Raw genomic sequence first — 12089 nt, 5'->3', positions numbered from 1 at the left:
GCGGCATCACCACCGTTCGGGTGCGGTGTCAGGCGATCGAATCCGCCGGTGCGTGAAGAGTCCGGCGGACGGCGTCACGAAGCCAGTGGTGGCCTCCGTCGGCTGCGTGGCGGGGGTGCCATGCCATACCGATGGTCACGGGCGGCAGAGGCAGGGGGATGTGCAGGAGACGCAGTCCCAGCATCGTGGCGGCGTCGGTGAGAGGGGAGAGGGTCTCACCGGCGGGCGTGGTGGGGACCAGGCAGACGACATCGCTGTGTGCCGCGAGAGTCATCGCGGCCATGTGGCTCGGCAGGACAACAGTGACCCGCCGACGGAGGTTCTGCCCGGCCAGAGCGGTGTCCAGGGGGCCGGTGAACCGGCCTCGGCGGCTCACCACGACGTGTTCAGCGGCAGCGAGTCGTGCAGGGGTCAACACTCCGTCCACGAGAGGGTGTTCGGGCCGGACGGCCGCCGCCATCCGGACGGTGGCCAGCTTCTCGACCTGTGTCTCGGGGTCGACGTGGTCGATCGATCCGATTTCCAGATCGACGCGGCCGTCCCGGAGCGCCGGTCCGCCCTCCCACTCCTCTGCCAGGAACCGCAGTGAAACCCCGGGGGCCTCTTCCCTGGCCAGCCGCAGCAGCCCGGGGGCCAGCGCCGCGCCGATGAGGTCGGCGGCCTGGAGGGTGAAGGTGCTGCGCAGGGCGGCGGGGTCGACGCCGGCGCCGGGAGTCAGCAGAGCCCCGAGGCCGCGCACCACCGCGGCGGCCTCGTCACGCAGGGCCTCGGCGCGAGGAGTGGGGACCATGGTCTGACCGGCCCGGACGAGGAGGGGGTCCTGGAGGACGCGCCGGAGGCGGGCGAGGGTGCGGCTCATCGCGGCGGGAGACGTGTGCAGGCGGGCGGCGGCGCGAGTGACGCTCTGCTCTGCCAGCAGCGCGTTCAGCGCGACGGCGAGATTGGCGTCGATAACAGGCTCTGAACTGCTGCTCATCTAAGTAATTCCATTTCAGGCAATGATCCCGTGCCGAGGTTCCCATTGTGGCAACACCGCGATCCTACGCAGGATGTGGGACGTACCCATCCCGCACGAACCCTGAGGTTTTCATGATCGTCATCACTGCTCCCACCGGGAACATCGGCCGCCACCTGCTGCCCCTGCTCCTGGATTCCGCCGCCGCGCACGACGAGGAATTGCGAGTGGTCGTACGCGACCCCGCCAGGCTCCCCGACGCGGTGCGCGAACGAGCCGAGGTGATCACCGGCTCGCACGGTGACGCCGAGGTCGTCGACCGGGCCTTCGAGGGTGCGGACGCCGTGTTCTGGCTCGTCCCCCCGGACGCGTCCCTCACCCCGGAGGACGCCTACCGCGGTTTCACCCGGCCCGCCGCGAAGGCCCTCGTCGCTCACGGTGTCGGCCACGTCGTCGGCGTCTCCGCACTCGGCCGGGGCACCCCGCTCGCCGGCCGCGCGGGACTCGTCACCGCTTCCCTCGCCATGGACGACCTCATCACCGGCACGGGGGTCGCCTACCGGGCCCTCGCCAACCCGTCCTTCTTCGACAACCTCCTGGAGGAGGCCGACTCGATCCGCGAGAAGGGCCTCTTCACGGACGCCGTCGACGCCGACCGCAGGGCTCCCCTCGTCGCTGTCGCCGATATCGCGGCCGCCGCCGCCGGTCTGCTGCTCGACCGCTCATGGACCGGCAGCGACAGCGTCCCCGTCCTGGGGCCGCAGGATCTGTCGCCCAATGACCTGGCGCGCATCATGACCGAGCAGCTCGGCCGCCCCGTCCGCTACGAACGCCAACCGCTCGACGAGCTGTACACCAGCCTCGTCGGCTATCGCCTCAACGAGGCGTTCGCCCAGGGCATCGTCGACATGAAGCGGGCAAAGGACGAAGGCCTCGACGCGGGCGTCGTCCGCACCGCGGACACCGCCACCCCCACCACCTTCGAGCAGTGGTGCGCCGAGACCCTCAAGCCCGCCGTCCTCTCCTGAGGACCCCCATCTCGTCCGTCCGAACACACGACGCCCCGCACCGAACCATCTGCCGATCCTGAGGAATCCGACATGCCCGCTGAGGGAACCGCACCGCCCGTCACCGCTTTCATGCTCATCAAGACCACACCCGAGTGGCTCGCGATGACCCCCCAGGAACGGGTCACCGCATTCAGCACTCTGGTCCTCCCCGCGATCAAGGCCAGGACCACCGGCGTCCGCTCACGCTTCTACGACACGGAGTTCTACTCCACCCGTGTCACGGACGTCTGGGTCTGGGAGGCCGACGACCACGCCGCCTACCAGCTCCTCATCGACGCGCTCCGCGAAACCCCTTTCTGGGACCGCTACTTCGAGATCGTCGACCTCCTCGTCGGCACCGAGAACGGCTACGCCCGCACCTACGGTCTCGACGCCGTCACCACCATCACCACCTGATATACCGTGCGGACGCCGCGCCGCTGTCCTCGTGCCCGTAACAGCCGATGCACACCGGCGCGGCCGTCGCCCCGGCATCAGCCGACCAGCAGTACGAGCTTTCCGCGCACGTCGCCGTTCTCGCCGGCGCGGTGTGCCTCCGCGACCTCGGAGAGCGGGAAGGTCTGCGCGACAGGGAGCGAGAAACGCCCGGCCTCGATCAGCTCGCCGATATCGGCGAGGGCGTGAACCGCGCGGCCGGCGTCCCCACGGCTGAACACCACCCCGTGCTCCTGCGCCCCGGCGAAGTCCGCGACCGTGACGACGTGCTCAGGGCCGCCCGCGAGCCCGATGAGCTCGGGCAGCACCCCGCTTCCGGCGATGTCGAGTGCCATGTCGACACCGTCGGGAGCGACCGAGCGGACCCGTTCGGCGAGGCCCTGGCCATAGGCGACGGGAACGGCCCCCAGCGAGTGGAGATACTCGTGGTTCGCCGGACTCGCGGTGCCGATCACCCGCGCGCCGCGCGCCGCGGCGAGCTGGACCGCGGCGCTGCCCACACTCCCGGAGGCTCCGTTGATGAGCACCGTGCTCCCGCTGCCGACGCCGAGCTGGTCAAGCGCGCGTGTGGCCGTCTCGATCGCAGCCGGCAGCGCCGCGGCGCCGGAGAAGTCAAGAGACGACGGGACCGGCGCGTAGTAGGACAGCACCGCCAGCTCGGCCTGGGCCGCCCCCTCGGTGGAGAAGCCGAAAACACGGTCACCGACGGCCGCGTCCGTAACGCCCTCACCGATCTCGTCGACGATACCCGCCGCCTCATACCCCAGGGTCTGCGGAAGCTCCTCATCCATCAGGCCCCTGCGCTTCTTCCAGTCACTCGGGTTGACGCCGGCCGCGCGCACCGAAATCCGGACCTGGCCCGGACCCGGACGCGGGTCGGGGAGATCCACGATCTCGAGGACCTCAGGGCCCCCGAACCGATCGAAACGGGCTGCCTTCATCATTCGCTCCACTTGCGGCTCAGGGGGTCGCGCTCGCCGTGCGTTCGACAGCGCACGTTGTTCGCAGCCAACACCGTAGGTAACACCTCGTGTGGCGGGTCGGTGGACACGCTCAACGGGATGACCTGTTAAAAGGCTCTTATAACTGACGCGTATCAACCTCTCATGACGATCATCAACTCATCCCCCCGGCATGCCCGCAAGGGCCGCCCCGTCATCGCCGCATGTGTCGCCCTGGGCAGTCTGGGCGCGCTGGTCGTAGTGTCCACGGCCAACGCCGCACCGGAGTCCGATGCCCACAGGAACATCCACCTGCCCGTACGGGGCGGGACCGTCACCGTGGACACCGCTTCGCTCGGCGTGACGGCACGCACCTCGGACGGGCACGCCATGGAACTGTCCGCGCCCTCCGCGAGCGACCTCGGCGAGCCCGGCCCCCTCCGGCGGGTGACGGGCGGGGCACGCTGGACCTACCCGGCCAGGAGGCTGACCGTCACCGCCGTTGCCCGGCAGGGCCGCCTGCACGTCGGGATCCGGTCGCAGCAGGACGGTTCGCTCGCCTGGCCGGTCACCGGTGCCGACCCGGCATCGGCGAGCCTCCAGCTGCCACGCGGTTCCGGGATGGACATACCCGTCGCCGACTCCTGGTGGAACTCGGGGGCGGCACACCTCGCGAACACCGAAGTGGACATGGGAGAGGGCCTGACGCTACCGCTGTGGGGTTACAGCTCGGGCAAACGGGGGGTCAGCTATCTGACCCCCACGGACATCAACACCTCGCTCGGCTTCACGTCCGAGCACGGCAGGCTGCGCACTACAGCCACCCACGACTTCGACAAGGGCGATGGGACGCGTGCGTACGACATCAGCTTCGCGCTCACCGATGGGGGTGCGACCGCTCCCGCCCTCGACTACCGCAAGTCGCTGTCCGAGCGCGGTGAACTCGGCAGTCTGCGGGAGAAGATCAGGGCCAATCCGGCCAACGCGAAACTGCTGGGCGCCTTCCACGCCTACGGCTGGGGTCAGGCGCGCACCGCGGCGGGTGTGGCGAAGCTGCGCAAGCTCGGGATCGACCGTATGTGGCTCGGGTACGACGCGGACGGGTCCCCCATGAGCACCGCGGCTGTCCATGCCGCCGAGCAGGCCGGCTACCTTGTGGGGCCCTACGACAGCTTCGCCAACGGGCAGGACCCCGCGAGCGCCGACAGCCCGGCAGGTGTCTGGCCGGACCGCGTCTATCCCGGCTTCTGTGTCCGTCAGGCGGACGGTACACCGCAGGGCGGCTTCGGGGACCGCGGTTGCTATCTCAGTTCTCAGGCCCTCGAACAGGCCGAGCCGCAGCACCACTACCTCGCCGACCGCACCCGGCAGACGGTCGCCAACGGCGCCGACAACTACTTCCTCGATGTCGACGCGACCGGGACGCTCTTCCGCGACCACAGCGCGGACCATCCGATGACGAAGGCCCAGGACCGCGCCAACCGGCTGGCCCGTATGAAGCGGCTGAGCGGGAGTCTGGTTCTCGGGTCGGAGTCCGCGCAGCCCTGGGCCAATCAGGCGGTGGCGTTCGACCACGGGGCGGCGACGCCGGTCGACGACCGCATGTGGACCCTCCAGCACGACAAGGCGACCTGGGGCGCGTACTACCCGAAGACGGCCCCCGGCTTCTTCTTCAAGCCGGTCCGGTTGCCCGCCGGTATCGCGAAGGCGATGTACGACCCCAGGTACCGGGTGCCGCTGTACGAGACGGCGTTGCACGGTTCGGTGATCAACGCGGAGCGCTGGGAGCTGTCGTTCGACAAACTCCCGGCGCAGAAGACTGACCGGGCGCTGCTCGCGATGCTCTACAACAGCCCGCTCAACTATGTGCTGGACGGACCGTCGATCGACAAGTACGGCAGTGAAATGGCCGCTCTCCAGAAGTACTTCGCCCCGCTGCACCGGGCGGCAGGCGCCGAGCAGCTCACCTCGTTCCGGTGGCTGACCGGGGACCGCAGCGTCCAGCGCACGGTCTTCGGCCACGGTGTCCTGACGGTCACCGCGAACTTCGGGAAGACGGCACGGGACGGCGTGCCGGGCGGTTGTGTGGACGCCACACTCCGCGGCGACCACGGACCGCGGCGTCTGTGCCCGGCCCGGGTGATCCGCTGACCGACCGGTTCCGGCCGGCTTCTCCGGACGCGGTCGCGGGAGGCGGCGGGCGTGCGGGGGAGCCGGGGCCGGGGGGGGCGGCCGCCAGGTCTGTGCGGCTTCGCGCCCCCGTTCTGCGGCTCTCTGCGCGCGAGTGGCTCAGCGCCCCGCCGACGGGTAGGCGATCCTCGTCGTGATCTGCGCGATGCGCCGGGCGGACTCATCCGGCGATGTCGCGGGCTGGACGATATGGCTGACGGTGAGCCGCACGATCGTTTCGACGGCGAGGCTTCGGGACTCGGCGTCGACATCGGGCCAGGCGTCGGTCGCGTAGGCGTCGAGCATGGCCATGGCGGTGTCGAAGACGGGCTCGGCGCGGGTGGTCAGATAGGCCAGCAGGTCGTCCTCACCGCCGCGGGCGGCCAGGAGCACAGCTTTGATCAGCGAGTTGTCGACAGCCTGCCGGAGCGTGAAGCCGACCCCCGCTGTCGCCGCGGCCTCCAGATCGCCGCGGTGGGCGTCGAGCTCCTGCTGGATGCCGATGAGGAAGCCCTCCAACTCGCGCTGGATCAGAGCCTCGCCGACGGCTTCCTTCGACCCGAACTCGTTGTAGAGGGTCTGCCGGCTCACGCCGGCGGCTCGCGCGACGGCGGCAAGGCGCAGCTTGCCCCAGCCCTCCGAGGCAACGAGTTGGCAGGCGGCGTTCAGGACCTGCTCACGGAGCAGCGACCGAACACTTTCTCGAAAGCGTGTCATCGTGCCCCTACTTTAGCTATCCATGGCTGTCCAAAGTATTGACGGTTCCGCAATGAAGTGTCTAACTACTGGACGGTAGGTGATGAGAGTGTCCGAAGGTCGCTGCGGCGGGGAAGGCTGCGCATGGCGGGGCGGATCGGCCCCGGCGGGTCGCGGCTGCGCACACCACGGCGGTGTCCGCAGCCGCCGCGCGCACGCCGGATCCGCTGCGGCGGGGAAGGCTGCGCATGGCGGGGCGGATCGGCCCCGGCGGGTCGCGGCTGCGCACACCACGGCGGTGTCCGCAGCCGCCGCGCGCACGCCGGATCACCGGTAAGGACCGGCGTGGACTCGCGGTGGCCCTCACCGCCGACGAGACCGGCGGACCTGCCGACGCCCCTGGCATCTCCCCCCACCCCCTGACCGTGCGGATGCACCGGAGGTACTGATCATGACTGACACGGAAACTCGGTCTCAGCAGCGCTCCAAGGCCGACGAGGACGTATCGAAGCGACTGCTGGAGTCGGCCGACACGCTGTCGTACGACCCGGCGGTCGAGGTCGACTGGGATTCACCCTTGCCCGGGGACCTGTACGGGCTCAACCCGGAGTGGAGCACGCTCTACGGCACACCGCTGTGGGACGAGATGACGTCCGGGCAGAAAGTCGCGCTCACCAGGCACGAGGTCGGCTCCATCATGAGCACCGGCATCTGGTTCGAGATGATCCTCCAGCAGATGGTGCTCAGGGATCAGTACGTCAAGAACCCTGTGAACCCGCAGTTCCGGTTCGCCCTGACCGAGATCGCCGACGAGTGCCGCCACTCGATCATGTTCGCGCGAGCCTGCGAGAAGATGGGAGTGCCCGCCTACCTCCCCTCCCGCGGCGCCGTCGAACTGGCCCGCGGCTTCAAGACGCTGGCAACCGCCGAGGTCGCCTACGGCGGGATACTGGTCGCCGAGGAGATCCTCGACGTGATGCAGCGGGACTGGATGCGGGGCGAGGACGTGCTCCCCATCGTGCGGACCACCTCGCGGATACACGTCGTGGAGGAGTCCCGGCACATGAAGTTCGCCCGCCAGCAGATGCGTGAGCGGCTGCGGGGGTCGGGGCCGGCCCGCCGGCAGGCGAGCAGCGTGGTCGTCGCGACGGTCGCCGCGGTCATCATCACGAGCATGGTGAACAAGGACGTCTACGCGGCGGTGGGCCTGGACACCCGGCGCGCGGTGGCCGAGGTCCGCGACAACGAACACCGTAAGTCGATGATGCGCTCCAGCTCGGCCCATCTCATGGGCTTCCTGTCCGAGGCCGGCCTGCTGACGCGCCCCGCCATGTCCATCTACAAGCGCATCCACATGCTCTGACCGCTTACCCGCCGTAAGGAGTGCGATCCGGGCCATGGCCTACGCAATCACCCAGACCTGCTGCAACGACGCGTCCTGCGTGTCGGTCTGCCCGGTCAACTGCATTCACCCGACGCCGGACGAGCCGGACTTCGGCACCACCGAGATGCTGTACGTCGACCCGCAGACCTGCATCGACTGCGGCGCCTGCGCGGACGCATGCCCGGTGGACGCGATCTTCCCGGTGGACCGGCTGACCGGCCCCGACAGCGGATACGCCGCGCTCAACAAGCAGTACTACGAGGAGCGCCCGGCCGACAACGCGTGGGCGGCACCGCGCTTCCCCCGCTCCCTCGCACACGGTGCAGGGAGGCTGCGGATCGCGGTCGTGGGCACCGGACCGGCCGCCGGCTACACGGCGCAGTCCCTACTGCGAGCCGTCGGAGCCGAAGTCACGCTGATCGACCGGCTGCCGGTCCCCGGCGGGCTGGTACGGCACGGCGTCGCGCCCGACCACCAGTCGACGAAGGGGATCGCCGACACGTTCGCGGGCCTCTACCGTCATCCCCGGTTGCGCATGCACCTGAACGTCGAGGTCGGCAAGGATCTGACCCATGCGGAGATAGCCGCCCACCACCACGCGGTCGTCTACGCGGTGGGGGCCATGTCCGACCGGTCGTTGGGGGTTCCGGGCGAAGACATCCCCGGCAGCGTTGCCGCGTCGGCGTTCGTCGGCTGGTACAACGCGGATCCCACGGTCCCGGCCTCCGCTGTCGACCTCTCGGCGGAACGGGCCGTGGTCGTGGGCAACGGCAACGTGGCTCTGGACGTGGCGCGCATCCTCGTCTCGGACCCGGACGAACTGGCCAGGACCGACATCGCGGACCACGCGCTGGAGGCGCTGCGCGCCGCCGAGGTACGCGAAGTGGTACTGCTCGGGCGCAGAGGGCCCGAGCACGCGGCCTACACACGAGCGGAGTTCCTGGCTCTGCGGCACCTCCGAGGAGTCACGGTCGTCGTCGACGACCGCCCTGGTGTCCGCGATGCCATCGCTGCGGCGGATCCCTCCTCAAAGACGGCCCTTCTGGACGGCATCGCCATCGAGGAAACGGACTTGACTGCGCCACCGGCCGGGGAGAAGCGGATCGTTCTTCGATTCTTCTCCTCGGTAACGGAGCTGGCCGGCGACGGACGGGTCGAGTCGGTCCGGGTCGCCCGCAACACGGTCACCGGCCGAGACGGAATGCCACACGCGGAACGGACCGCGGATGAGGACGTGATCTCCGCCGGGCTCGTCATCAGATCCATCGGCTACCGGGGTGCCCCGGTAGCCGGTCTGCCCTTCGATCCCGTGACGGCCACGGTGCCCAACCGCGCCGGACGGGTCACCGGTATCGGACCGGGCGACCCGTTGCCGGGGACCTACGTGGTGGGATGGGCCAAACGCGGACCGTCCGGCGGGATCGGCGCCAACCGCACCTGCGCCGAGGAGACCGTCGGAGTGCTGATGGACGACGCGGCCGACGGGCTGCTGCCCGCCCCGGCAGGAACGGGCAAGGACTTCGCGCGCCTGGTGCGCCGCAGAAGGCCCCAAGCAGTCGGGCTCCGGGAGGTGTTGGCGGTCGACCGGGCGGAGCGGGCGAACGGACTGGCCTCGGGCCGCCCGCGCGTCAAGTTCGCTACGTTCTCCGAGCTACGTGATGCAGGCAGGCGATTCCGCGGGGCCTGACGAGGAACGAGTGAGGGGCCGGGACGCGGCGCGGACCGCAGACGCCGCGCGCCCGCCGTCGGGCACACCCAGGGCCTCCCGCCCCGCAAGGCACCCACAGGGTGTGCCCCGGGGCCGGGCCGGCTGCCTCACCGTGTGTCCTCCAGCGTGCGGAGCCTCCGCAGCGGACCGGCCAGCAGTACCACCGGCGCGACGAAGGCCAGTCCACTCACCAGCCACAGCGCACCGCGATTGCCCCATACCGAGGAGACCGCCCCCGCGGTCAGCGCCCCGATGGGGATCGCACCCCACGACACGAACCGCACGGTGGCCATCACCCGGGGGAGCAGATCGGGCGGGGTTGTCGTCTGGCGATGTGTACGGGTCAGGATGCTCAGCACCACCACACCTCCGGCGAAGCCGGCGTTGCCCAGAGCGAAGAGAAGCAGCCCCGGGCCCCGGCCCGCCAGCGGCATCAGCAGTGCCGCGCACGCCCCGAAGCCGCACGCGAGCAGCAGCGCACGCGCGCTTCCTGCCGCCGCCGCCAGCCGGGGCGTCAGAGCCGCACCGACCAGACCCCCCACCCCCTCGGTGGCGATCAACACACCCACCAGCGCCGCCGGGGCGTCCAGGGTCCGCACCAGGAACACAGGCACGAGCGCGGTCAGGCCGCCGCAGACGAAGTTGACCGAAGTGGCCATGGCAACGCAGGGACCCACGACCGGGTGACGTGTGACGTACTGCCATCCCTCCCGGATGAGGGCGGTCATCCGGGGCGCGGCGTCGGCTGATGTGCCGGACTGCGAAGCAGCGGGACCCGTGTGCGCTCCGGGCCGGGGCAGCGTGCGCAGCAGCGCCGCCGACGCCAGGTAGCTGACCGCGTCGACAACCAGGGTGGCCGCCGCGCCGCACAGCTGCACCAGTACGCCACCCAGCGACGGCCCGCCCAGCTGGATCACCGCCTGGGTGCCCGAAGTCAGGCTGTTGCGCGAGGTCAGCTCCTCCTTGGCGACCACCGACGGGAGGAACGTCGCGTTGCCCACGTCGAAGACGACGCTCGCCAGGCCCACCAGCAGCGCGACCACGATCAACTGCGGCAGACGCAGCGCACCGAATGCCGCGGCCACCGGTACCGAAGCGATCGCGGCGGCTCGTACCAGGTCCATGGCCACCTGGGTGCCGCGCAGCGGCCAGCGCTGGACCAGTACCCCCGCCGGCAGGCCGATCAGGATCCACGCGGCGAACCCGGCGGCGGTGACCAGACTGACCTCGAAACCGTCCGCGCCGAGCACTCCCACGGCGATCAGCGGCAACGCGATGGACGTGACCGCGTCGCCGGTGCCGCTGATGGCCGAAGCGGTCCAGTACCGCCAGAACACCGCGGCGCGCCCATCGCCCGGCCGGTCGTCCCCGGCGGCCCCGGAGCCGTCGGCACCCTCGGGGCGCTCCGCCTCCTCCGAGCGCCCGGATATCCCGCTGCTGCCGCTGTTCTCCGGCTCCCGCCCCGCACCGCGACCGCGGCGTACCTGCGTGCCGGACATGGCATCCCCCAGAGGAGTGAGTCTCCAAAGGAGACTTACTATAGGGGTCGAGTGCATCCGGATGGCAAGGTGGGACCATGCGTAACTCGTCGAGGGCTGTGGACCCGGACTGCTCCATCGCTCAGGCGCTCGCGGTCGTCGGCGACTGGTGGACCCTGCTCGTCGTGCGCGACGTCGCCGGTGGGACGCACCGGTTCGACGAGCTGCGTGACGCGCTGGGCATCAGCCGCAAGGTGCTTGCCGAGCGCCTTGCCGCTCTCGTCGGGGACGGCATCCTGGAGAAGCGGCTCTACCACCCGCACCCGCCGCGCTACTCCTACCACCTCACCCCCACCGGCTCGGGCCTCCTGCCGGTTCTGGTAGCGCTGCAGGACTGGGGCAGCCGGTATGTCATGGGAGACGGTGCACTCTCCGCGACCAGCTCCACCGATTCGGCCGAGACCCGGCGCGTGCACGCCCTCGTCGGCACCCGGGTGCCGGAGACGGTGCTGCCCGCGGCGTTCTCCGGAGACCGGCGGGGTGCCCCGGGTGTCGATCCGGTCGCAGGCACTCCCTGGACCGTTCTGTACTGCTTCCCCGGCGCCTACGCCCCGGACGTTCAGGGGTATCCGCCCGGCTGGGGTGAGATCCCCGGCGTCGCGGGCTGCACCCTGGAGTCCTGCACCTACCGCGACCGGCTGTCCGAATTCGAGGAGCGCGGCGCCCGTGTGTACGGGGTCAGCACGCAACGGCCGGACCAGCTCGCGGCGTTCGGTGAACATGCGCGGATTCCGTTCCCGCTGCTTTCGGACGCCGATCTGCACCTCACGACATCGCTGAGGCTGCCCACGTTCCGGGCCGCCGGGACGGACCGCCTCAAGCGCCTGACGCTGCTGCTGGACGGGGAGCGGACAGTGCGGGGAGTGCTCTACCCCGTCCCGGATCCGGCCGGGTCGGTGGGCGACGCCCTCGCCCTGGTCGACGAGGCCGCAGCGGGAAACCGGTCACGGATCGCAGCGGATTGAGGCGTGATCAGCCAGGCCCGGTCGGCCGTCCGTGCCGGGTGGCAGTCGTCCGCACTCCGGACACCCCTGCTGCGAGGACGCCTTGACCGCGAGCCGCCCGTGAGCCACTGCGATCGACCCGGCGTGCCGCACCCCTGCCTCGTGCACCCTGTACCGCACCCGGCCCGTGGCGAAGCCGTCCGTACGGAACGAACATGACGCGGATCGGCCGGTACCGGGCGCTACGGA

At 70.4% G+C, this 12089-nt stretch carries 11 protein-coding genes; 7 read left to right on the top strand and 4 right to left on the bottom strand.

Annotation, left to right across the window (positions count from 1 at the left end; genetic code table 11):
* Nucleotides 1–28 precede the first annotated feature (28 nt).
* Nucleotides 29–976: a LysR family transcriptional regulator gene (locus tag OG584_RS02035; protein WP_405774354.1), complete on the bottom strand. Its 948-nt coding sequence runs from the start codon at nt 974–976 to the stop codon at nt 29–31.
* Nucleotides 977–1089: 113 nt separating this feature from the next.
* Here OG584_RS02035 and OG584_RS02030 point away from each other — a divergent pair, with 113 nt between their 5' ends.
* Both OG584_RS02030 and OG584_RS02025 read left to right on the top strand, forming a co-directional pair.
* Nucleotides 1090–1983 carry an NAD(P)H-binding protein gene (locus OG584_RS02030; protein WP_405774352.1) on the top strand — a complete coding sequence of 298 codons (894 nt, stop codon included), beginning with the start codon at nt 1090–1092 and terminating at the stop codon, nt 1981–1983.
* Nucleotides 1984–2055: 72 nt separating this feature from the next.
* On the top strand, nt 2056–2421 hold the full coding sequence (locus OG584_RS02025) for a darcynin family protein (protein WP_405774350.1): 366 nt from the start codon (nt 2056–2058) through the stop codon (nt 2419–2421).
* A 77-nt stretch (nt 2422–2498) separates the two neighbouring features.
* On the opposite strand, the gene OG584_RS02020 is transcribed toward OG584_RS02025, so the two are convergent.
* Nucleotides 2499–3401, bottom strand: coding sequence for an NADP-dependent oxidoreductase (locus tag OG584_RS02020; RefSeq protein WP_405774348.1), 903 nt, complete (start codon nt 3399–3401; stop codon nt 2499–2501).
* A gap of 165 nt (nt 3402–3566) precedes the next feature.
* Between OG584_RS02020 and OG584_RS02015 the strand changes: the two genes are divergently transcribed.
* Entirely contained in the window at nt 3567–5552 is a 1986-nt protein-coding gene (locus OG584_RS02015; protein WP_405774346.1) for a glycoside hydrolase, read from the top strand.
* A 138-nt stretch (nt 5553–5690) separates the two neighbouring features.
* On the opposite strand, the gene OG584_RS02010 is transcribed toward OG584_RS02015, so the two are convergent.
* On the bottom strand, nt 5691–6287 hold the full coding sequence (locus tag OG584_RS02010; RefSeq protein WP_405774344.1) for a TetR family transcriptional regulator: 597 nt from the start codon (nt 6285–6287) through the stop codon (nt 5691–5693).
* A gap of 173 nt (nt 6288–6460) precedes the next feature.
* On the opposite strand from OG584_RS02010, the gene OG584_RS02005 reads away from it, so the two are divergent.
* Genes OG584_RS02005 through OG584_RS01995 form a run of 3 tightly spaced genes read left to right on the top strand, consistent with a single transcriptional unit; the run spans nt 6461 to nt 9337 of the window.
* Nucleotides 6461–6715, top strand: coding sequence for a hypothetical protein (locus OG584_RS02005; RefSeq protein WP_405774342.1), 255 nt, complete (start codon nt 6461–6463; stop codon nt 6713–6715).
* A gap of 2 nt (nt 6716–6717) precedes the next feature.
* Complete coding sequence (locus OG584_RS02000) at nt 6718–7629, top strand: diiron oxygenase (RefSeq protein ID WP_405774340.1); 912 nt, start codon at nt 6718–6720, stop codon at nt 7627–7629.
* A gap of 34 nt (nt 7630–7663) precedes the next feature.
* Complete coding sequence (locus tag OG584_RS01995) at nt 7664–9337, top strand: 4Fe-4S binding protein (RefSeq protein WP_405774338.1); 1674 nt, start codon at nt 7664–7666, stop codon at nt 9335–9337.
* A gap of 128 nt (nt 9338–9465) precedes the next feature.
* Here the strand turns inward: OG584_RS01995 and OG584_RS01990 are convergent, their stop codons facing one another.
* Nucleotides 9466–10857: an MFS transporter gene (locus OG584_RS01990; protein ID WP_405774336.1), complete on the bottom strand. Its 1392-nt coding sequence runs from the start codon at nt 10855–10857 to the stop codon at nt 9466–9468.
* Between the two features lie 77 nt (nt 10858–10934).
* Here OG584_RS01990 and OG584_RS01985 point away from each other — a divergent pair, with 77 nt between their 5' ends.
* Complete coding sequence (locus tag OG584_RS01985; protein ID WP_405774334.1) at nt 10935–11861, top strand: winged helix-turn-helix transcriptional regulator; 927 nt, start codon at nt 10935–10937, stop codon at nt 11859–11861.
* Nucleotides 11862–12089: the final 228 nt, after the last annotated feature.

The organism is Streptomyces sp. NBC_00859 (genome assembly GCF_045161865.1).
GTDB lineage: Bacteria > Actinomycetota > Actinomycetes > Streptomycetales > Streptomycetaceae > Streptomyces.
This window is presented reverse-complemented; position numbering and strand designations above follow the sequence as displayed.